The 19287-nt window shown below is 51.5% G+C and carries 21 protein-coding genes; 1 reads left to right on the plus strand and 20 read right to left on the minus strand.

Translation table 11 applies throughout. The features are described 5' to 3' along the window. Window positions 1-6 precede the first annotated feature (6 nt). From EOJ37_RS05215 to EOJ37_RS05285, 15 genes are all read right to left on the minus strand, one after another. Window positions 7-975, minus strand: coding sequence for a TIGR03756 family integrating conjugative element protein (locus tag EOJ37_RS05215; RefSeq protein WP_127958549.1), 969 nt, complete (start codon window positions 973-975; stop codon window positions 7-9). Then, window positions 972-1376 carry a TIGR03757 family integrating conjugative element protein gene (locus EOJ37_RS05220; RefSeq protein WP_127958551.1) on the minus strand — a complete coding sequence of 135 codons (405 nt, stop codon included), beginning with the start codon at window positions 1374-1376 and terminating at the stop codon, window positions 972-974. Before EOJ37_RS05220 ends, EOJ37_RS05215 begins: the two co-directional genes overlap by 4 nt. Before the next feature lie 154 nt (window positions 1377-1530). Continuing rightward, window positions 1531-4026, minus strand: coding sequence for a S8 family peptidase (locus tag EOJ37_RS05225; RefSeq protein WP_127958553.1), 2496 nt, complete (start codon window positions 4024-4026; stop codon window positions 1531-1533). A gap of 15 nt (window positions 4027-4041) precedes the next feature. Then, the gene (locus EOJ37_RS05230) at window positions 4042-5037 is read right to left on the minus strand and encodes an AAA family ATPase (RefSeq protein WP_127958556.1); all 996 of its coding nucleotides are present in this window, start codon (window positions 5035-5037) and stop codon (window positions 4042-4044) included. 207 nt (window positions 5038-5244) lie between these two features. Beyond that, window positions 5245-5592, minus strand: coding sequence for a hypothetical protein (locus EOJ37_RS05235; protein WP_127958623.1), 348 nt, complete (start codon window positions 5590-5592; stop codon window positions 5245-5247). A gap of 185 nt (window positions 5593-5777) precedes the next feature. Beyond that, window positions 5778-6173 (minus strand): acetyltransferase, encoded by a 396-nt coding sequence (locus EOJ37_RS05240; protein ID WP_127958558.1) that lies wholly within the window; start codon window positions 6171-6173, stop codon window positions 5778-5780. A gap of 10 nt (window positions 6174-6183) precedes the next feature. Then, on the minus strand, window positions 6184-9006 hold the full coding sequence (locus EOJ37_RS05245; RefSeq protein WP_127958560.1) for a conjugative transfer ATPase: 2823 nt from the start codon (window positions 9004-9006) through the stop codon (window positions 6184-6186). Continuing rightward, window positions 9006-9422, minus strand: a complete 417-nt coding sequence (locus tag EOJ37_RS05250) for a TIGR03751 family conjugal transfer lipoprotein (protein ID WP_127958562.1) — start codon at window positions 9420-9422, stop codon at window positions 9006-9008. Before EOJ37_RS05250 ends, EOJ37_RS05245 begins: the two co-directional genes overlap by 1 nt. Window positions 9423-9428: 6 nt before the next feature. Continuing rightward, the gene (locus EOJ37_RS05255) at window positions 9429-10982 is read right to left on the minus strand and encodes a TIGR03752 family integrating conjugative element protein (protein ID WP_127958565.1); all 1554 of its coding nucleotides are present in this window, start codon (window positions 10980-10982) and stop codon (window positions 9429-9431) included. Beyond that, entirely contained in the window at window positions 10972-11868 is an 897-nt protein-coding gene (locus EOJ37_RS05260; RefSeq protein WP_420820619.1) for a TIGR03749 family integrating conjugative element protein, read from the minus strand. The genes EOJ37_RS05255 and EOJ37_RS05260 overlap by 11 nt, the downstream gene beginning before the upstream one ends. 3 nt (window positions 11869-11871) lie before the next feature. Further along, complete coding sequence (locus EOJ37_RS05265; protein WP_127958567.1) at window positions 11872-12495, minus strand: PFL_4703 family integrating conjugative element protein; 624 nt, start codon at window positions 12493-12495, stop codon at window positions 11872-11874. Continuing rightward, complete coding sequence (locus EOJ37_RS05270; RefSeq protein ID WP_127958569.1) at window positions 12495-12860, minus strand: TIGR03750 family conjugal transfer protein; 366 nt, start codon at window positions 12858-12860, stop codon at window positions 12495-12497. The genes EOJ37_RS05265 and EOJ37_RS05270 overlap by 1 nt, the downstream gene beginning before the upstream one ends. A gap of 12 nt (window positions 12861-12872) precedes the next feature. Continuing rightward, window positions 12873-13265: a TIGR03745 family integrating conjugative element membrane protein gene (locus tag EOJ37_RS05275; protein WP_127958571.1), complete on the minus strand. Its 393-nt coding sequence runs from the start codon at window positions 13263-13265 to the stop codon at window positions 12873-12875. Between the two features lie 51 nt (window positions 13266-13316). After that, window positions 13317-13559, minus strand: coding sequence for a TIGR03758 family integrating conjugative element protein (locus tag EOJ37_RS05280; protein WP_127958573.1), 243 nt, complete (start codon window positions 13557-13559; stop codon window positions 13317-13319). Further along, on the minus strand, window positions 13559-13825 hold the full coding sequence (locus EOJ37_RS05285; RefSeq protein WP_240651668.1) for an integrative conjugative element protein, RAQPRD family: 267 nt from the start codon (window positions 13823-13825) through the stop codon (window positions 13559-13561). The genes EOJ37_RS05280 and EOJ37_RS05285 overlap by 1 nt, the downstream gene beginning before the upstream one ends. A 451-nt stretch (window positions 13826-14276) precedes the next feature. On the opposite strand from EOJ37_RS05285, the gene EOJ37_RS14950 reads away from it, so the two are divergent. Then, window positions 14277-14411 (plus strand): hypothetical protein, encoded by a 135-nt coding sequence (locus EOJ37_RS14950; RefSeq protein ID WP_276318271.1) that lies wholly within the window; start codon window positions 14277-14279, stop codon window positions 14409-14411. 127 nt (window positions 14412-14538) lie between these two features. Here EOJ37_RS14950 and EOJ37_RS05290 read toward each other — a convergent pair whose 3' ends face one another. The 5 genes from EOJ37_RS05290 to EOJ37_RS05310 form a co-directional block, all read right to left on the minus strand. Continuing rightward, a complete protein-coding gene (locus EOJ37_RS05290; RefSeq protein WP_127958577.1) occupies window positions 14539-15282 on the minus strand; it encodes a TIGR03747 family integrating conjugative element membrane protein in 744 nt (247 codons plus the stop codon). Beyond that, window positions 15275-17362, minus strand: a complete 2088-nt coding sequence (traD, locus tag EOJ37_RS05295; protein WP_127958579.1) for a type IV conjugative transfer system coupling protein TraD — start codon at window positions 17360-17362, stop codon at window positions 15275-15277. Before traD ends, EOJ37_RS05290 begins: the two co-directional genes overlap by 8 nt. 112 nt (window positions 17363-17474) lie before the next feature. Then, window positions 17475-17993, minus strand: a complete 519-nt coding sequence (locus tag EOJ37_RS05300; protein WP_127958581.1) for an integrating conjugative element protein — start codon at window positions 17991-17993, stop codon at window positions 17475-17477. Next, complete coding sequence (locus EOJ37_RS05305; protein WP_127958583.1) at window positions 17990-18607, minus strand: transglycosylase SLT domain-containing protein; 618 nt, start codon at window positions 18605-18607, stop codon at window positions 17990-17992. The genes EOJ37_RS05300 and EOJ37_RS05305 overlap by 4 nt, the downstream gene beginning before the upstream one ends. Beyond that, window positions 18586-19287, minus strand: a complete 702-nt coding sequence (locus tag EOJ37_RS05310) for a TIGR03759 family integrating conjugative element protein (protein ID WP_127958585.1) — start codon at window positions 19285-19287, stop codon at window positions 18586-18588. Before EOJ37_RS05310 ends, EOJ37_RS05305 begins: the two co-directional genes overlap by 22 nt.

Genomic DNA, 19287 nt, shown 5'->3' on the forward strand with positions numbered 1-19287 from the left:
TCCCCCTCAAAAATTAGTACTAGTTAAAAAGCGCTGTCCTCGACGCTGGCAACAGCTATAAGGTTGCCAGAGTGCAAATGCCGCAGTGTTGTCACTGGCCGCACTGTGACTACCATCGGGAAATACCGCACACTGGCGGCTCATTTGCGGTGCTAAACGTTGCCATTTGTGATTGCGAGCGTTGTTTTCTTCTACGGGATCCGGTGGCCAATAACCGTCTTTACGGTTGCCTTTTAAAGTCTGATAAACATGTGCCTGGCCACTGCGGGTAATGATGTCTGCTACCCGCTGTGCCACCACGGCGGCGGCTTTATCATCATCAACCTGATGAATAAACCCTGAACGCGGGTAGACCGCGCCCCACATATTGCCGCTCAATTGACTACCCACTTCACGCGAGCCGGGGATCAAGGCTTCCGGGTAGAGCGTTTCGGGGATACTCAGACGCCAGGCCACTACATCCAAAGGACTCAGAAAATAGGGCATAAACGGCGTGGCAGCAGTACTACAGGAGTAACCGGGTACACTGCCACCAATCGTTGAAGTGGCCGGATGCCCGATGGCATCGGCGTATTTAAAACGCAACTTGGTATCACGTTGCTTGGGGTTTTTCATATCAGCAGGATTACCGCCATCCGCAGAGAACCCGGTTAGGCTGCTGGTGAGCAGATTTTCCATCCCCCCTGACGTCTTGCTGACCAACGCCATTTCCTTCCAGGGATTCCCCCCTGGTGTGCCATAGGTCGAGACCACCACTTCAGGAATAAAGTGGGTCACTTTTACTGAAGTTTTAACCGTACAGCCAAACATCGAGCAGAACAGCCAATAACAGACGCCACTGACACGCCAACTGATACAATCCTGTGTCAATGCGCTGGCCGCAATCTGTGCCGTATTCATTGCCGCCACCGTAGCCGGTAGTGTCGCAGTAAACAGCGTGGTGGCCACGGCAATTGCTGAGCTGGTTCGCTTCATGGTTGCCCTCCTGCCTGCTGACGCAGTGCCGTGGCAAGGACAATATCCGTGGTGCCATACACCACATCACGTTCATCAAACACCACCGCAGGCACTTTACTCACCCCCAGTTCCCAGGCTTTCACTACCTGCTGATAGGCGTGAGCCAATTGCTGCTGCTGTTGCGCCCAGCGTGGTGAAGCCATCACCTGCTTCACCTGGGCGGCAGCCTGAACCGGATCAGCAGAAAGTGAACCAAAAAACTGGGCTTGTAGCTGTTCAGGTGCATCCAGTGGCACCACCATGACATCTGTTGGCAAGTGATTAGGCATGTGCTGGCTGTCGGTATACAGCACCGTCCCTGCCAACACAGAAGCCGACCATAAGGCCGGCAACGGAAAGATAAAATGACTGAATTTCATTGCGCATCTCCATCAGACTAACTCGCCTGACAGCGTGCGCGGGGAAGCTTAGAAAAGCTGCAAAAAACTCAAAATGCGATTGGGTGAGTTAAATTGGGGGATCTCAGAAAATATCCCACAAATTTCTTTTTTAACGAGTGCAGGTGAAAACCAACTACTCGATGACAACCGGTATGCCAATTTGATTGGCAATCGGCGTATATAAATCAACATCTACACTAGGCGCGCTGATTGAAACAATCAGCGAATACCTTACTCGCTGATTGTAACGCTCTAGTACTGGTCTTGTTTTCCACCATCCACGAGCAGGATAAATGGCGATAGCTCCCCTGCTAGCCAATTCCGCTGCACTACCCCGCCAAATATCGGCATGCAGTGAACCTTTATGCCGATTCATTTTTCCAATGATCCAATCCGGATCATTATCGTTTCTGTTTGCACGTTCATCATCGTCTCTAGCAGCAGCATTTATTCGCGCCCTGAACTGTTCTTCGCTTTCCAAGGGGCGTTTAACATCAAACCGAAGACCATGAGACTCATAACAATAGCGCGAGGTCACACCACGGGCTGATGGATTCGGTTCAATAAAGTATGAAAGTGTTACCCGCATTGCTACTTGGGTATTACCTAAAACTTCAAGCTCATCCAATGGCCATGGCAGGCGATGCAGATTCATATCCCGTAGCTGAGCATCTTTTCCTGGCTCTCGTTTAAACGGTTGCAGAGTTTCCTCGCAAATCATGGTTAGCGAGTTGCCGGCGCTCCAAAGAGCCCGCTCAAGATCGGGTTCACCGAAACCACAGTGCCTGACCAAGTGGGTCATTTGAGCTTTGGTAGGTGTTCCTCGGGCAGGCAAAAAAAGGCTTTTCATCGCTGCTGTCCATTCTGCTGAATGTACGATGAGGCCACGAATACTTTCAGGCCATAGGTCAGGATAGTTAGCCATTAGTTGAGCAGCCATTCTTGCGCACAGTGCAGAGGCGGCACTAGTGGCGTTGCTGGTCGTCAATAATCGTTCACTAGGGCTAGCATGGGTGGTTAGCAGGCTTAAACTAGGCATCCATGCGGCTCCTAAGCCATCTTTTGCTACATTGCCCCCTTCAAAAACCACATCTGGCTTTAATGGCCAATGAGCTTGCCATGTCTGTGATGTGGTACTGAACGGACTTAAACCGCCCGCTTCTGCAATGGGGGTGTAATGCCTTGCATCTTCCTGAATGTTAACCAGATCGGTCATCGCGCCTACGGTCAATGCATTCCAAGCTTGTGCTGGGTCGTGAATACCATCAGAGGAATTACTGTTTGGATATTCCATCCAAGCGTTTGGATCATTGATATTACCTGCAGAAATGACAAAGAGTTTTGGTGTTTCTCCTTGTTCATCAGCATCGTAAGCAAGTCTATCTATGGTTGCTGACCAAGCAGAAGGTCGTCCACGGTCACGATTATCCTTGGCGGTAATAGCCATGCTGAAAACGCGCTTACGATGAGGTGCGGTCACTGTCGGGCGAGCAACAGCTTCTGTCATAAGGTAGCCATGTAGTTGAGAATCACTGCTGTTGGCTCCATCTTTTGGAAGCAATTTAACTGATTCTAACCGATGTGAAACAGATATTGATGTTTGTTGAGAAAGAGCATCCGTTAGGTTACCAAGTAGCGCAAGGCCTGCCAATCCTGTGCCGTGGCCTCCAACATCATCCAAGCCCCAGTTAGGATCAACACTATGTTTATCCTCCTCAGTAATGGCTCGCTGTAGCAATGGGTGACCGTTGTTCACACCAGTATCCAACAGGCAAACATAGGGTACATCGCTACCATTTTCTACTATTTCCAAGCGCTCGTTCAACTCATCAACCCACTCTGATTGCTCGCTAGGTGGCAAGGAATCAAAGAACTCAGCAGTTTCTTTGGCGCGACGCAACTCTGCAATGCAATTTAACATCATCATTGATCGCTTCATCTGGCCGACTGAACCATAAAGCAGCAGAACAGAGCGCTCGGGAAAATATAATTCACCCGCAGCAATACGGAAGTTCAGCTCAGTGGCCATTGCCTTGAATTGTTCCACTAACCCTAGACGATCACCTCGCGTTGGTAGCCAAACTTCCCACCAGAGATGTTCATCATCTGCTGTTGGTATGGACTCTAGCGCGTCGGTCCACAGCGCTTGCAAGGTTGCGGCGCGAATATCTGCAATGGTATTCAGTAACTGGCTATGCGCTGGACCATTTTTTTTATCTTTACTTTCATCCAGGTAAGCTAATATCCACTTCTCAAAAACAGTCAGCTTACCATCGGGCACAAAAACAGTGGCAAAGGTTATGTTTCCTTGTTGCCTGACGTTACGCAGCTCGATACCTGAACGCTCACGGGCGAGGGATTCAAAAGCAAGTTCAACAGTGGGGAAGCTGGCAAACTCAATTTGCAAGCCGAAGCCTTCATCAATACCTGCTTGCCGTTGCTGTTCTACTGCATTGCGCAAGACAGGATTCAGTTGCTGGAGCTTACTAAGTAGCATATTACCGTGAGCATGTCTGTCTCTAGTAGGCAAATCGTTACTTCCCCCCCTGCCAGGTGAAGTAAAGCCTTCAGCTTGAGCACTATTTTGGAAAATAAAGTGCCGACGGTTATTCTGCTCTCTATCTACCATGCCATATCCTTCCTGTTAACTCATCTTATTAAATCGTTCTGATAACTTTCGGCGTTCTTCCAAGGCATAAGCAATATTTTTTTCGGTGATTTTTTGTATGCGCTCAATCAGGGCTGTTTTTAACACTTCATCTGCTGCGCGGGTCAACTCCGCATAGCTAAGACCTACGGCCTTGGATGCTAAGCGTTTCCATGATGTACTTTTGAGCGACATACCAGACAAGCGCGACTTCAGCACACTCGCTATGTGTGCTTCATCTGGCAGTTCATAATGCAGCAAATCATCAAAACGGCGGAACAAGGCATTATCCAGAATATCTGGGTGGTTGGTCGCGCCAATGATAAGACTATGGGATTTATCCTGCTCGATCATTTGTAGGAAGCTGTTGAGAATACGCCGCACTTCTCCTACATCGTTGGTCAAACCTCGCTGGGAGCCAATAGCATCAAATTCGTCAAAGAAATAGACACCCCTAGTTTGCTGGGTTGAGTCGAAAACCTGTCTGAGTTTAGCAGCAGTCTCACCCATAAACTTGGTGAGCAATCCATCTAGGCGAACCTGAAACAAGGGTAGTCCCAGCTCACCAGCCAGTACTGAAGCGGTCATGGTCTTGCCAGTACCAGGTGGCCCAACTAAAAGCAACTTACGTCGAGGAGATAAGCCATGAGACAAGATTTCTGCAGCATGACGCTGTTCGCAGACGATACGTTCTAGTTGTTGGGTAAGCTCAATGCTAAGCACCATATCACTCAGTCGAGATTTGGGGTAACTTACGGACAGGAGGTTGGCCAGCTCGCCTCTTGGCTTGCTGATGGGTACCGCTTTGCTTTCAGTTGTTACTGAACGCTGGGCTTTAGCCTGATCGACCAGTGTACGTAATTCTTCAGCCAGCTTACCATGGCCAAGTTTGGCTTCGTGGGCTGCCACCTGCATGGCCACGGAATAAAAGCGGTTATCGTCACCCTCCAGATGTGACTGGAGCAATGCCTTAAGTTGGTTTGCAATCGCCATGCTGTGATCCCCCTACATGAGGTGCCATTGTACATTGCCAAGCGGATGATCACGACCAAAAACATCAAGACGTTTCCTTGTCTTTGCACCCCCACTTAGTATTTTGATTCTCTAACTAATAATGACAAAGTAGTGTTCCTACAATACCACTCAACGCCGCAATCAGCGGCACAAGAAATTGTGTCCTGTTTACCATTATTGATCAGCCTATTCTGCAGATGCTTTCACAATCGCCTGTACGGCTTTTTTCACCGAAAATGGTCGTAACTCTTTATTAGAGAATAAAACTTTATAACAGAGATGTTGTGCATATCTCCCGTTTTCACGTAGTTCATACTCCACAACAAACCCTTCAATACGTCGGCCATTCAACTCCCACGATGATGAACATTCACAGTAGCGAGTATAGAGATCCTTCAATTCCTCAAAAAAATCACCTTGCGTAACTGGACCACTGAGTTTGATTGCCTCACGCTGATCCATGAAATACCCGACTGCCATTTTTTGAGAACTAAACTCCCGTTTTCCGATAGTGACTGCTTGAGAACATCCCATCATAAACTCCTTAGATTCATTGTAGAGTAATCATGACTAGCCAGATAACAAGTGACTTCCACTTTGTCTTTCTTCTAGGCTGTATCCATTAACCTGATCACAAGCTTGAGGCTGTGGGAAAATCTGCAACCATAAATAGAATCAATGTATTTTACACGCAATTAATCGCATTTAAACAGTAGGCATCACGATCGGCCTTCGCCAACCCTCCCCAACCACAACACCAGATACAGCATATCCGCCGTGTCAGTGACAGTGATGTACCAGCGTGGGTGGCTGTAGTCCTCTTCTGTTGGCCAGTTTTCCTGGCCGTTGCTGACGGTGATTAAAATATTGACGATACCGTGCAGTTTGCCCTTCATCGTCACTGCCACACAACTGCTTAAGCCCACACGGTGTGGGTGGCAGGTGAGGCCGACAACACGAGTCAGGCGCTGGTCGATATGCCAGTGTAACCGTTGTAGATGTGCCTGTGTGCTGGCACTGACCAGCGGCTCACCCTGTGGTGGCAGGGTGAACAGATGATGATCCAGGCTTTCCTCCCCAGCCATCTGGGGAGTTGGGTAGGTCAAGGTGATCATGTCACTCCTTTTATGTAGGTTGTGGCGCGTTGCTATCAAGCAGACCACGCTTGATATCCAACTGATGAGCGATCCGTTTTGCGGCGTCCAGTTCACTGCACTGGTATTGCTGCATCAAGGCGCGGCGTGCCGCTTTCTCTTCTTTTTCGGTCATGCCCAATGCCAGGTAGAGACTCGGTGGCACGGCACGGAACAGCGCTTCGATACGCTTGGCCAGTACCACCCCTTCGGTATAACAACCTGACTGTTTGCGTGCTGATAACAGTACCGCCTGTTGTTCCGGCGTCAAGGCTCTAAACCGACTCACTTCTTTCACTTCCTCAGGCGGCATGGTCAAACACACCCACCACTCCGCCATGTTCAGCATTTTCTCAGCAACATCGGGGAAGTCTTTCAGGTTCTGTGTCGCCAACCATAACCAGGCACCCAACTTACGCCACATTTTCACTACTTTGGTCATGTAGGGCGATAACAGTGGGTTCACCGTCACAATATGCGCTTCATCCACAGCAAAAATAATATCGCGCCCCAGATATTGGTCACGTTCGGCAATATTGTTAATCATGTTGGTCATCGACACCATGGTTAACGCCATTTGTGCTTCATATCCCTGGCGAGCGAAGTGCCCCAAGTCAACCAGCGTCACATCGGCCTCCGCCCACAGTGCCCCTTCGCGGTTAAACAGCTCAGCTTCAAAGCTGCCTTGCTGGGTAAACATGCCTAAAGATTCCGCCATTTCTGCTGCCTTGGCCTTACGCTGCGCATTGCGTGCCGCATTGTTATCAGTGGCAATGGCATACAGTGCCTGTTGCAGATCAGCGGGTAACATCTGCCGCCCTTCCTGGTAAGTTTTGTTGGCCGCTGCCAGCAAGGCTTCACGGATCATCGCACGGTCAGCACGCTTGAGGTCGGCCTCTTCTTGAAGATCTCCGCCAGTGATCATCAGTCGTGCTGAAATCTCCATCTCACCCAGCACATCACGTTCGTCTTCATTCTCTTCGTCCTGTTCTTCACTCTCCAGCACATCCTCCACCGACAGCCCTGCCGCCACCAACCGATGCGCATCGGCAAACGGGGGTAGGCTGACACCACTGCCAGGTTTGATGCTGATTTTATTCACTGTGAGTCCCAGCTCTTCAAAATAATCCGCCAACAAGCCAAATGAGTTGCCTGCTTCAGCAATAAACAGCCGTGGTCGATGGATCGCCATCACCTGCGACAAGCTGGCACACAATGTCGCGGATTTACCTGCACCGCTGGGGCCAAACAGCAATAGATGGGCATTTTGAGTGCGGTCATACTTATTGAGCGGATCGAACGTCAACACATCGCCACCGCGATTAAAGAAGCTGAAACCGGGGTGCCCGGTGCCGGTTTCCCGCCCTGTGATCGGCAACAACCCTGCCAAATGTTGTACCCAGGTCAGGCGTGTATACCAATTCTTTTTATCATTCTCCGGGTTAAAACACATCGGCAGCGCCCGCAGCCAACTATTAAGCGGCGCAACATCAAACTCAGGGCGCATGATCTCCAATCCAGCATTCAATAACACGGTCGAGAGCTCTAGCCGTTTACGTTTCAGGCTACCCATATCTTGCGCACGCAACAGCACCGTGATCGCGGCGCGATAAAGCTTATGACGATTACCCAGATACTCTTTCACCGTTTTCACATCTTGACGTACACGGGCAGACTCGGTGTTCTCACCGACGGCATTTTTTGCCAGCGCGTTAAATTGCGCCTCCAGGCGATCTTGCGGTTGCACCACAATGGTAATACACAGCAGTGAGCCTTCTGGAAACATGTCCATCAGCGCATTGATTTTTTTGCCGCGCTCCCGTTCCCCCGTAATAGCCCCCGGTTCAGGCGCATCACGCAGTTTTTCTACTGCCACCGCGCAATGTGGCTGGTTGTCGATCCACCATACCCCTTGCTCAGGATCAGACACGGGCGGCGTAAACCAGAGTGTCTCGGTGAAATCGTTGTTAACCGGGATCTGCCCAGCGGGAGTATCGCGGTGATCCACGTGACGCGCTTCGCGGTACAGTGTGCGTTTATCTATCCACTCGGGTGCCGGATTAAACAGTCGCAACAGCCAGCGATGTACGCGCTGGCCATCCTGCCGAATACAGCGGATCCCCGCGCTGCCTAAAGCACTTTCGATACGCTCACCGGTCTGGTTAAGTTGTGCCACCGGTGATAAGCCATTGCTTATTGTGCTCTTACCCAACCAGCGATAAATCACCATGCGAATACGTCGCTGTTGTCCGCGCCACGGTTGCCCAGTAACCAGTTCATCCTCAAACAGCCCAGCAGGGCGAGAGATACCGCGAATATGGCGCTCCATTTCAGTAAGCCATGCCTCAGTAAAAGTACTTCCCTGCGCATGGGGTTTCACATAATCACGCAAATGCATCAGGTAATTATCGACATCCTCTTCATCTTGGCAGTAGAACTGTACCACCCACGGATGTTCATCAAACTCATCGAGGCTGTCCTGTAGCGCATTTTCTACCGTATCACGGATCTGCTCCAAATGTGCCTGAGTGCGTCCTTCGGTGGCCACCGGGATCACCTCATACACTGCTCCGACTGACACGCCATCATCCAACAGCAAGCATTTCTCCTCATCCAGGTATTCGACCCAAGGTAGGTAATCAATGATAGAAGGGTTGGCCTGGTAAACTTTGGCCTCCTCCTGATGTGTCATTTTCCCTGGGCGTGTTAGCGGCTCACGTCCCTGGATCGCCAGCGGTGAGTCCACTTCTTCCTCCACAGCGACCTCTGATAGGTTTTTGCTCTTTTTACTTTTCGGTTTAAACAACGAGAACATTACAGCGTCTCCTGCCGTTCACCCGGCAACGCATAGTGGGTTTGGCTGTAAAAAGGGAAAACGGTGCTGTAGCCCGGCACGGGCGTGTTGCCCTGTGCCAAATGCGGATAGAGGTACATCACCATATCGGGATTGGGTAAGCGACTAAATTGCTGGGAAATTTCGCTTTGTTGTGTGCGGCTATAACTGAGATCGCGCTGCATGGCAGCTTGGCTTTCATCATCCTGGAGCGAACGCCGTAATGTTTCACGTGCAATACTGCGCTGTCGTACCACACTGCCTGCACCATCCTCACCGTTCCACAGTGCCAGCATATTATGTTCGCCTGCGGGTAACAGTTCCTCTTTGGAAGTCGAACACCCTGCCAATAAGCCTGTCAGCGCGATAACGACCAGAATTGTGTTTATCTTCATCATGACTCCTTAATCCAGGCCGCCGTGCTGGGCAATACCACCCGGCAGCGTAAAATCGTGGTGAACTTTGCGCCCTTGCGTATCGTAATCAATCGCTAACTGGCGCGTGATATGCACTGCCACGGTCGCGCCAGGTGGCACGTAAATCGCGTCAAAGGTCTGGCCGTAACGTTGTTTCAGCCAGTCGGTGGTCTCGCTCATACCACCTGAGAGCGCCTTACCCAACGCAGCCTGTCCAGCGCTGCCGGTCAACGTGGAGGTAATACCGTTGACATTATTCTGTGTGGTGTACTGACCTTCGCTGATGGCTTCTCCCGCTGCTGCTGCCGCTGAAAGGGCAAACAGGCTCGGTAAATAGGTGCCAGCATTGGTTTTGCGCGTACCACTGATACAGGGAATACCGTCGTTATCGGAGATCCAGCCGATGCCACCGTCAGTGCCGGTTTTATTCTGGCTATTACCATTGCCTGTGTTGTTTCCGTTGGCATCCGGTTGCGGTACCGTGCGCAGTGTGCCATCGGCAAACACAAAGGTGATGCTATTGACTTGGCCACGGACACAGGAGAGCACCCAATCACCACTGGCACTGCCCGAGACAATCGCCCCTTCTACTTCCGGCAGTTCAATGCCGTTCGCCGTCAGGTTGTCTTTGCCGATTAAAATCTTGAACGGATAGGGGTCGGTGACGGTGCCGTTGATCGGCACACGTCCTAACAAGGCTGTCATGGCACGGCTGCCAACCAGCGTGGCGTTTTCCGGCACGGTGTAAACCGGTGTGGTGGTGACTTGTGCGCCTTTTTCGTTGCTGTAGCCTTTGACCTGCTGTTCATAGGCCGCTTTTTGCCGTGTCAGCGGGTTGTTGTCTAAAAATGAGGTAGGAAACAGGGGTAACGCTTTACCACTGGCATCACGCGGATCACTGGCTTGCTGATCGCTGGGCAGTACCCAAATCAGCCCATCATTGGACGTGCTTTCCAACGATGTGCGTTGCCCTGGCAAGCTTTTACCCAGGTTATCAAAACCAAATCCCAACGGGATATCACCCAAACTGCCACCAGTCGTACCGGTTGTCTGAGTATTTTGGGCGCGCTGAATATTTGAACCACTTTGGGTTTTGTTCTCATTGACTTGGTTAAGTTTAGTCGACAGTGCCTCGACACTGCTCATCAGCTTGGCTTGCTCACTCAATAACTGTTGATGGCGCTCTTCATATTGCCGACGGATACTGTCAACTGTCTCCTGATACGCCGTGCCATCTTGGGTGCGTAACAGTTGTTTGTTCTCCTTCATCAACTCTGCATTCCGTTTATCCAGCGCTTTTTGACGATCACGCACATCTTTGAGGCTGCCTATCAACGTGCGTAAAGTGTCTGCGGGTGTATCTCCCTCGACTCCGAGAGATTTCAGCTCATCCGGTGACAGGCTTTTCAGTGCTGTGGTCATCTCTTCTACCGCACTGTTGGTTGGAGCCTGTTGTTTGCAGCTTTTCAGACCAACAAACAGTCCTATCATCACCACGGTAGGAACGATAATTTTCACTATCGCATTGGATTTAATTTGCACGATGCACCTCCGCTTTTTTTCTGCCCGTTGTGCTAGGCTGTCGAGGTTCCGCAATAAAAGCGTGTGCAGGTTGTGCATCCGTCACCAGGTAAACCGTGGTGGTATCTTCCGGTGTACCTACTGCACCAAGCCAACGATGCTGAAAAGTGGCGGCGATAAACCTCCCTTGTAAAACACGCGGATCGAGGATGATTTGCCGTGAGGCGGTATTTTTCAAGCGAATGGCCACCACAGCGCGATCGGCCACCGCCCAAGCCGCCAAGGGGGTAGCCTGGATCGGTTCTGAGGGGTAGAGCGTGGTTAGGCGTCCGGCCAACCTGGGGTTAATCGGACGAATACCGGGTACTGCCTCTACTGTGCGCAACGGCGCGTAGAGACTCTGGGCGGCATAACGGGTCAGCAATACCGGCAACGGTGCGCTGTAGGTCACTTTTTTATCAGTGGGATTGGCCGGGTTGCCATCGCTTGTGGCTGGCGGGGTTGTCGTTTGCTGGAGTTCACTGGCTCGCGTGACTGACGTGACATCACCATGGTAGACCAAGCGAATTGGCTCAGCCGAACCCTTGGCGGCTGCCGTCAAATCCAGCAAAATCACCTCGCCGGTTTCCACATCCTGTAATTGTATGCGCGTGGCACTAAAGGCCGTGTCCGCTTTCAGATAGACTGCGCCACCGCTACTCTGCACACGCAGTTTGCCATCGAGCGTCGATGGGAAACCAACACGCACATTTTTTTCTACAAAGAGCACCCGCTCTTGCCCCACTTTCAGCGGGATTTGCAACGGAATACGCTCCCATTTCATTAATTCCTCTGCCTGAACCGCTGTTGCCAGTGACAGCAATAACAGCAGCACGCCACGTTGCAGGTAATGACACATCATCATCATCTCCTAGTTCGCCGCTTCAAGGCGTTGTGGGATGCCGTCATAGCAATCCAGCGCCAAGCCAAAGGGGTTGCGCTCGGGATCGCCATCCCACCGCACCACTTTGAGCGGATAACGTACCAAAGCGCGTTTTACCGGCTCTGAGTGAAAGTACTCATCCGCCACCAGATCCAGCCGTACCACCCAGTGATCGTTATCAAGCACCGTGACACTTTTAGGTTGGTAGCCGCGTCCGGGGATCTCATACACCACCCGCACCCGGTCAATCAACTCACCCGTTTGGCTGCGTTTTTTAGCATCAGCGTAAAAGAAATCCTGACAGGTCGGCGTCAGATAGGCGGAAAGTGCCTGGATTTTTGCCGGGTAATTCACCTCACCACTTTTCGGCCAGGCATTGAGCTGCTGAAAGATATAGAACGCAAAGGCATAAACAGAGGGTGTCGGCACCTCCCACCAGGGGCGGGTACTGCCAGAACGTAAATCTGGTGGGTTATGTACAGTAAGTTTGCTCGGTGCCAGCATCCAGCCAGCACAAGTAATTAACAGGAAAAAGGTCAGTACCGCACAAGCTAGACGCAACGTCAGGATATGCTGATCCCGATCTTTCACCGCATGACGAAAACGGCTCATTAGATCCTCCCGGTTCGTTTAAGTGACCATCCACGGGCATCAATAATGAGCACACTCCCCCCCTTACGTCTGCCCAGATTGTGATGCTGCTTGAAGACTCCCAGTCGCTGCCAGATGTAGTTCTCCGGTTTGCCCCGTTTCATGCTGCTTAGCCAACGTCCACCAAAGCCAATCAGCAATAACGGGGTCACTAACATGCCGCTCGGAATCATCACCCAGCCGAACAGCATCGCCATCGGCAACGACCACAGCAGACCGACACCAACGCCCAACAACGCGGCCAGCCCCATTTCTGGGGTAGTAAACCCACGAAATACCATCGGCTCGCAGTTCAGGCGATCAGGCAAAAATCGAATGGTCTGCATCGTGGTTTCCTCCTAGGTAATGATGCTGGCAGCTTTGCCCAAGAGCCAAATCACCGCAACCAGTAACACGACACCGACCACAACGATCGCCCCGAACTTACTCCAAGTGGCTTTATCTTCACGTACCTCGGAGAAGGTGCTGACCGCTGCGGATGCGACGACGATAAAAGCAATCGCCGCCACCACAAAGCCACCGATAACAATTCCATCTTGTAGGTAACCTTTTATTTGCCCCATCAAGCCACCCCCGCTAACATTCGAGGTCGGCGGTTCTACGGTGGGTAAATCTGCCAGGGCAGCCTGGCTGTGCAGCCAGGCAAGCAACACCAGGGTACTGGCACGCGTCCAACGCGCACGCCAATTTGAGAGTGAGAAAAATGAGAAAATGGCAGGTGGTAATGTCATTAAGTGTCTCCAAAAATAAGATTGAGATTGCGTAAAACGGGATAACAAGCGTCAACTGGCAAACATCCAGATAGTGATCACCAGCAAAATCACGGCGCGGATGGCAAAACGCCCCAGCGCCGCATGGCGCACTTTTTCGTTACTCCAACCCAGCCAGACATCGGCCAGCGCCCAGGCTGACCACAGAAACAGCAAGGCCAGCAATAGCCCGATACAGGTCAAATGCAACACATCAATAGCGAGTTCACCGGATGCAGAAAGAAAGGCATCGGATTGCTCTTGCGTCATCGCCATCAAGGGCGCTCCCGACGAAACTGCCCACTCACCGACAACGTGCGCGGCTGCGCACGCGAAGGTTCGAGATAGCGGCCAATGCCGTCACGGATAGTGTTGAGATCAGATGTAGCTTGGCGATAATCGAAGAAGAAACGGCCACGATCAGCGGGGTCAGCCTGAACGGCAGCTACCCGCGCTCTTTCCAGTGCGGCCTGCACCTGATCGAGCTGACGTAGCGCTGAGGCCAGTTCATCTTTTTCGGCGGCCATCACCGGCAGCGCCATGGCCAGCAGCAGTGCGCCGTAAGCACACCACGCTGAACGGGGATGGTTCATAAGCACCTCCTTATAAAGTTAAGGTGCTTACAGCATGAGCAAACTAAAGTGAGGAGTCAGCGATAAACTCTTTCTGCGTTGGTGAGAGTTAATTCCCTTATTTGGTAATCTTGTGTGATTTTTATCAGAAGACTGAGGAGATGTGAGAGATGTGGTATAATAAAAGTTGTTTCCTATTCGTTCTCACTCAGTTTAATAATGTTGTCGTCAAAGACTAATTCGCGATAGACGAAATACTATATATAGTGTTTTTTGTTAAATTTAACACCATATATTGATTTTCTAATAAACGTGTAGTACTTTTAAAATGATGTGGTTACTGTGAGTATCAACATGCTGTAAACCAGTAACTATATTCGGTCAGAAAAATTTCCTATTAACTATCTGAAGGATAATCATCATGGCACTTAAACCTGGTCCGAAACCGATTGCTGAATCGACAGGCAAACCAGATAAACGTCGGCGTGATAATAAAGATACGCCAGGAAACACCCCAGAGTTAAAACCAAGTGAATCTACAAAAAAAAGGAAATAAGAAAGTCAGGGAAGGGACAGTCTAACAAGACTAGCGGACAACTGACGCGCCAGTACCCGTAATGACAGGGCTTGTCTGCTGACGCAAGCGCACAAAAGCAAGTTTTACGCGCCTGCGTCCAGCGCGATTAAAGATATTTCTTGAACGATGCCGTCGTCACCATAATTGCCATGCCCAGCAGCAGTGCACCGGGTAACAGGATCAGGTTGGGGTAGATAGCGGTAGGCCAGGAGAGGTAGAGGATAATTGGTATCGCAAATGCTGATTTCACCATCTTTTTGGCACGGTGATAGACAAACGAACTCTCATAACCGGCACCATAACGACGTAAATCTCGCCGCCCGAGCCCCTCAACCAGTGCCACCACTACCGCCATCACAAACAACGGCAGCGATAACACCAGTATGGTGACACGCACCAACACGATCACCGTTACCCAAATGGTGGCCATCAGGTAATCATGCAGGTAGTTGGCTAATCCTACGTGCCATTGTTCTAATTGGCGCGAGAACGCATTGCCGTCGTGCGACGATTGCTGGATCCAGGCCAACAGGCCACTGTCAACAAATGCCCATTGATAGGCTGTGGTGATCCAGCCTGTCACGGTAACAGCAGGGTCAGAGAGCAGTAGACTGCGAGTAAATTCGCGTGACAGCCAGCCCAGCTCGGTGCTCATCACCGTTTCACTGTGTTTTGATCCGAGTTCCGGCCAGAAAAAGGCAATACCGATGTATTCAATCACTAAGCTCAGTAACAGCGAAGCCAGTAACATGCCAAGCAGTGCCCAAGGCCATGCCCAGAGCAGGTTATAGAGCAGACCATGTTTCTTCTCTGGCTGTGGTGGGGGCGGTTGACGTTTGATTTCAGCCATGTTCCCCCCTATTCACCGCCTCGGGTGTCTCATGCCACCATCCTTCGCTACTACGGTAGTTGCGGCGCATCGCTTCAGCGATTTGTGAAAGACTCTCCGGTAACATGACATCACGACGATCACCCGCTGGCAGTGGCATACGGATTTTCCACAGTTGGCCACCTTCTAACAGTGCGAACGCCTGTCCCTTGGGCAAGGTGACCACATCTGCGGGTTCTAACAGCGGCACTTTCACTGTGCCCACCCGGTCTTGCGTGCTCGAGCTAAAATCCTGGCCACTTTCGCTATCGGTATCCTGGTGACCCGAGACCAGGGTTTTACTATAAATCTCCACCTGGGGGAGCTGACTGGTCAGTAATTCCGCTGTCACATTATCGCGCACGCGCAACATGATCAGGTTGTTGAAGTTGCCCTGTACCTGCGCGGTTTTCGCCGCATTGCCAATCCGCGCTTCAATATCTGAGGAGGTTTGGGTATAGGCCGTCACCTGCATTCCTGCGCCACCGCCCTTGTTGATTAACGGGATAAACTCATCGCCCATTAGCTCGTTAAACTCATCACAATGCAGGTTGATCGGCGTTTTCTTTTCACTGGTGCCAGGTAAACCACTCATGATGCCATGCTTGTAGATATGCCCCGCCATGCTCACCAGATCAGCAAACATGCTGTTCCCCACCGCACTGGCTACTTCGCTGTCACTGAGTGCATCCAGACCAACGTAGACAATGCCCTTTTTGCGGATCACCTGTTCCCAGTCAAAAATCGGGCGGGGATCGTCCATATCCAGATAATCCGGCGCGAGCAGTTCAGCCGTTTTGCCCGTCGTCAGCTTTTCCAGTAACGGCAGCAGTGAAGCGACAATCTTGTCAAAATAGGTGCGGTCATAGCGTACCGCGCTGCGTAAGCCATCCAGGATCGGATCATACAGGGCTTTACCCATTTCTGAGCTGAGCGCTAACTCAATCGACCAAATCCGCACCGCCTGCGGTTGTCCTTGCATAGTGCGCGGCACATCATTTTCTCCCAACACTTGAGCATTGTTACTGATTTGTGCTTGTAAAGCAGGCAATTGCTCCTGAATGACTTGCTCGGCGTAGCGGATATAGAGATCAGCAATATTATTCACATAGCGGGTGATCAGGGTGTAATCGGGGCGTTCGCCGAGTGCTACCAATGCCCGCGCAATGATATTGACAAAACGCCAGGCAAATTCACGGAACGCAGCGCTGTTGCCTTCCCCTGAAAGCTGACCAGCAATACGCGAGGCCACTTCCGATACGCGACCAAAACGTCCCACGGCATTGTAACGCGCCGAAATTTCCGGCCAGCCTAAATGGAAAATAGTCAGCGCGTCACCACGACCCGCACGATGTGCCTCTGCCCAGACACGCTTCATCAAATCGGCGTCGCCTTTCGGATCAAACACAATGGTGACCTCGCCCCGATGAATATCCTGAGTGATCAGCAATTCCGCTAGGCGGGTTTTCCCCACGCGCGTAGTGCCATAAATAATGGTGTGTCCGACACGCTCAAGCAGCGGTAGCCAGACATCACGCTCTTCTGGCTCCACACCATGCAATACGGGGTTACCGCCAACCGGTGGTAAAGGACGAACCGGATTAAGCAGACTGTCATAGCGCAGCAATTGCCCAAGCCAAGTCAGACGCTGTTCAGTTTTCAGCTCAAGCCAACGCGCTGTACGGTAGAGGCTGTTCGGTTGCAGGTATTTCTCCACTTCTGGCCGCAGCGTATCCTGCAAACGCTGGGTATGTTTTTGCGTCCAGCGAAATCCCAAACCAAGAAACAGCCGTTGCTGACTGAGGGGAATCTGCCGTGCGGTCATCACATAACGCGGTAAACGCTTTAGGTTACGCCGATAACGCAGGATCTGCCAGCCTTGCCGCCCCCGCACCACTGATAACACGCCAAAGCCTGCCGCCATGCCGTAACTGACCGTGGGATCGAGCGCCACCGCCCACGGTGCCTGTACACAGATAAAGGCCGCCACCCCAGCAACCACAGCAGTATTGAGCTCTACAGCGGGTCGCAGTAAGGCTTCGATCACATAACGCTTGCTCATAATCTCTCCTGATAAAAGGCAGGAAACCACGTTGGCTTACCTGCCAGTAAAATCAGTAACAACATAAGTACAGGGTTGATAAACGGTGCAAGCCACTGTGGGGTTGGCGCTATCATGGTTGCACCTTCTGTTGGGTTAACAAACTATCGCTGATCAGCACCGGATAGTGTTGTAACTGCAAGCGTTGCGCCAATTCAGAGCCGGAAGCAGGGACTAACAGTAACTGCGGCACGGCATCGCGTAACGCTTGCACTGCCTCAATACGCTCAACATTGACGATCATGCCCACCGCTCGCCGTTCACGCAGTGTGGCAGCATGTTGTATGAGCCAGGCGCGTGACAAGGCGTCATCGCCCACCAGAAACAGCGCACCGATACCGGGTAAATTCAGTGGGCGATCAGCCACCGCACCCGGTGAGAGTTCTGGCGTTCGCACGGGTAACATCGCAGCTAATCCGCTGACAGACGGAGTGGAAAGTGGTGGGCTGAGAGCCGTCTCTTCCTGCTTGTTGATACTCTCAAAGTAAGCTTCGGTAGACTCGCCACCCAGATCGGCGATCACACGCAATTCAGCTTGTCCTGACAACGACAGTAGCATTAATGGCAAAGCAATAGAGTAGGTCAGTTTCATGGGGTGAATTCCTTGGGTTCGATCCAGTAAGTGGCCAGCGTTGGTGCAACGAGCACATGATTCAACTGGTGTTGTACCTGCGCTTGGTAACGTGCTGCCGTTTTACCTCCGGCAGGATGGTGATAGCAGCCGATAGCGTTTAACCAGCTACCGGGGCGGCGATCCCAACAATCACGCAGCAGCGTAGCCGCTACGTGCAGATTCTCTTGCGGATCAAAAACCGCCCAGGTGGAAGCAAAACGCTGACCATGCCAGCCCAAATTGACTTGCGCGATGCCAACATCGATGCGCTTGAGTGGAGTGTGTTTCATCCACACCTGCAAGGCTTGCCAGGCAGCGAGCCGACTAGGGTAGCGATAACCTTTGCCAGCCACGTTGATTGTCCAAGGCCAAGGGCGACTGACCGTGGTTAGCGATTGTGGGGTAGCGGATGAGAGTAACGCGGTGATCGCTTGAGGTGACAGGGCGCTTTCTGTCAGTGACACGGCATATAACACTTCAGCAGGAATGCCGTGCGTTTGGGCAATATGCTCATAGCGCTCAGGCACTGACTGACCGGCCGTCACACTGGCACTGCACAGTGCCAGCATCATCAAAAAGCAGCGATATGCCATCCATCCTCCCTTTGTTGCAGCAACACAGGCATTAAACCTTCGCCAAAACGCAGCCAATTCCCGCGATCATGGTTAAGCGTGATCTGGCGTGTGCGTACTTTTTCGAGTGGAATATGATGATCGCTTGCCCATTGGCGCAGAGTATTGTCATTGCCCTGACTATCGACCAGATAGATATCGACCTGGCGGTTATCGCGCAACACAGCCGCCAGCCGCGTCTCACAGGTTGGGCAATCCTTGGCTCTGACAAACAGCGCAAAGCGCCCTGTCGTGACACCATCAGCATTGCCAATATTCACGGGTAAAATAGTGGGATAGAGTCGTTGCCAGGCAGCGTTGATTTCACGCTGAAACGCCAGCTCTTTTTCCGTGCGGGCAAATTCGGCTTTCACCCACTTTTCCGCATACTCGCGCCGTTCTGTTGCTGAACGCGCCTCAATACCCAAGACGGAAAGCGGATCAAGTCCTGGCGACTGAATGCCGCGTGGGCCGCTCATCAACTGTTGGTAACGCTGATAGGCATCCTCACTCAATCCCCATTGTTTAGCCTGTGCCTGAAGGGACTGTGAAGGGCTATTTTCATTTTGTGAGTGTGTGATCTCACTGTTTGCTATGTTGTTTGCTGCCACTACTGGCAGGCTGAATAACAGCATTAATGGGATGATCAGTTGTCGTTTCAT

The organism is Serratia microhaemolytica, from assembly GCF_004011885.1.
GTDB lineage: Bacteria > Pseudomonadota > Gammaproteobacteria > Enterobacterales > Enterobacteriaceae > Serratia_G > Serratia_G microhaemolytica.

Bases quoted from the DNA above. Each gene is read 5' to 3' on its own strand.
- EOJ37_RS05215 (WP_127958549.1), bottom strand. From the start codon at position 975: ATGAAGCGAACCAGCTCAGCAATTGCCGTGGCCACCACGCTGTTTACT.
- EOJ37_RS05220 (WP_127958551.1), bottom strand. From the start codon at position 1,376: ATGAAATTCAGTCATTTTATCTTTCCGTTGCCGGCCTTATGGTCGGCT.
- EOJ37_RS05225 (WP_127958553.1), bottom strand. From the start codon at position 4,026: ATGGTAGATAGAGAGCAGAATAACCGTCGGCACTTTATTTTCCAAAAT.
- EOJ37_RS05230 (WP_127958556.1), bottom strand. From the start codon at position 5,037: ATGGCGATTGCAAACCAACTTAAGGCATTGCTCCAGTCACATCTGGAG.
- EOJ37_RS05235 (WP_127958623.1), bottom strand. From the start codon at position 5,592: ATGGGATGTTCTCAAGCAGTCACTATCGGAAAACGGGAGTTTAGTTCT.
- EOJ37_RS05240 (WP_127958558.1), bottom strand. From the start codon at position 6,173: ATGATCACCTTGACCTACCCAACTCCCCAGATGGCTGGGGAGGAAAGC.
- EOJ37_RS05245 (WP_127958560.1), bottom strand. From the start codon at position 9,006: ATGTTCTCGTTGTTTAAACCGAAAAGTAAAAAGAGCAAAAACCTATCA.
- EOJ37_RS05250 (WP_127958562.1), bottom strand. From the start codon at position 9,422: ATGATGAAGATAAACACAATTCTGGTCGTTATCGCGCTGACAGGCTTA.
- EOJ37_RS05260 (WP_420820619.1), bottom strand. From the start codon at position 11,868: ATGATGATGATGTGTCATTACCTGCAACGTGGCGTGCTGCTGTTATTG.
- EOJ37_RS05265 (WP_127958567.1), bottom strand. From the start codon at position 12,495: ATGAGCCGTTTTCGTCATGCGGTGAAAGATCGGGATCAGCATATCCTG.
- EOJ37_RS05270 (WP_127958569.1), bottom strand. From the start codon at position 12,860: ATGCAGACCATTCGATTTTTGCCTGATCGCCTGAACTGCGAGCCGATG.
- EOJ37_RS05275 (WP_127958571.1), bottom strand. From the start codon at position 13,265: ATGACATTACCACCTGCCATTTTCTCATTTTTCTCACTCTCAAATTGG.
- EOJ37_RS05280 (WP_127958573.1), bottom strand. From the start codon at position 13,559: ATGGCGATGACGCAAGAGCAATCCGATGCCTTTCTTTCTGCATCCGGT.
- EOJ37_RS05285 (WP_240651668.1), bottom strand. From the start codon at position 13,825: ATGGCGCTGCCGGTGATGGCCGCCGAAAAAGATGAACTGGCCTCAGCG.
- EOJ37_RS14950 (WP_276318271.1), top strand. From the start codon at position 14,277: ATGGCACTTAAACCTGGTCCGAAACCGATTGCTGAATCGACAGGCAAA.
- EOJ37_RS05290 (WP_127958577.1), bottom strand. From the start codon at position 15,282: ATGGCTGAAATCAAACGTCAACCGCCCCCACCACAGCCAGAGAAGAAA.
- traD (WP_127958579.1), bottom strand. From the start codon at position 17,362: ATGAGCAAGCGTTATGTGATCGAAGCCTTACTGCGACCCGCTGTAGAG.
- EOJ37_RS05300 (WP_127958581.1), bottom strand. From the start codon at position 17,993: ATGAAACTGACCTACTCTATTGCTTTGCCATTAATGCTACTGTCGTTG.
- EOJ37_RS05305 (WP_127958583.1), bottom strand. From the start codon at position 18,607: ATGGCATATCGCTGCTTTTTGATGATGCTGGCACTGTGCAGTGCCAGT.
- EOJ37_RS05310 (WP_127958585.1), bottom strand. From the start codon at position 19,287: ATGAAACGACAACTGATCATCCCATTAATGCTGTTATTCAGCCTGCCA.